Below are 793 nucleotides of genomic sequence, written 5' to 3'. Positions count from 1 at the left end.
CCGGCAGCCGGGTGCCTGTCCATCTGACGACGGAAGTTCTCACTGCCCTCAAGGCCGTGGGGCAACATCAGGGCACGACCCTGTTCATGACCCTGCTCGCGGCCTGGGTGGTGGTGCTGGCCCGCCTCAGCGGTCAGGACGATATCGTCATTGGCACCCCCGTGGCCAACCGCCAGAACAGCGAAACCGAAGCGTTAATTGGTTTCTTTGCCAATACGCTGGCCCTGCGTATTGAACCCGGCCAGTGTCACACCGTGGCGGAACTGCTGGCTCAGGTTCGCGAACGCACACTGGCGGCCTATGCCCATCAGGACCTGCCTTTCGAACAGGTGGTAGAAGCATTGCAGCCGGCCCGCAGCCTGAGTTACAGCCCGGTCTTCCAGGTCATGCTGGCGCTGAACAACACCCCGGCTCAGGCGCTGACGCTGCCCGGACTGGCACTTTCGCTCGTTGAGCAACCGCAGCGCAGCAGCCAATTTGATCTGACGCTGTCGCTGACTGAAACCGACACTGGTTTGGTAGGGGGGCTGGAATATGCGGCCGACCTGTTTGATCAGGCGACGGTGGTTCGCATCGCGGGCTACCTTGAGAAGGTCCTGACGGCGATGGCCACCGATGTCACACACGCTATCCCGTCCCTGCCGATGCTGTCTGTGGCAGAGCAACAACAACTGCTGATGGATTTCAATGCCACCCAGGCGGATTTCCCGCAGGACGCCCTGATCCATGAATTGTTCGAACAACAGGCGGCCCGTACCCCGGATGCCATCGCGGTGGTGTTTGAAGAATACGC

1 protein-coding gene is annotated in these 793 nt (G+C 61.2%); it reads left to right on the top strand.

Features of this window, described 5'->3' with window-relative positions:
* Nucleotides 1-793, top strand: a 793-nt coding sequence (locus FE394_RS19405; RefSeq protein ID WP_319927952.1) for a condensation domain-containing protein, incomplete at both ends; no start/stop codon positions are given.

The organism is Xenorhabdus littoralis, from assembly GCF_033949345.1.
In the GTDB taxonomy this organism is placed as follows: Bacteria; Pseudomonadota; Gammaproteobacteria; order Enterobacterales; family Enterobacteriaceae; genus Xenorhabdus; species Xenorhabdus littoralis.
This window is presented reverse-complemented; position numbering and strand designations above follow the sequence as displayed.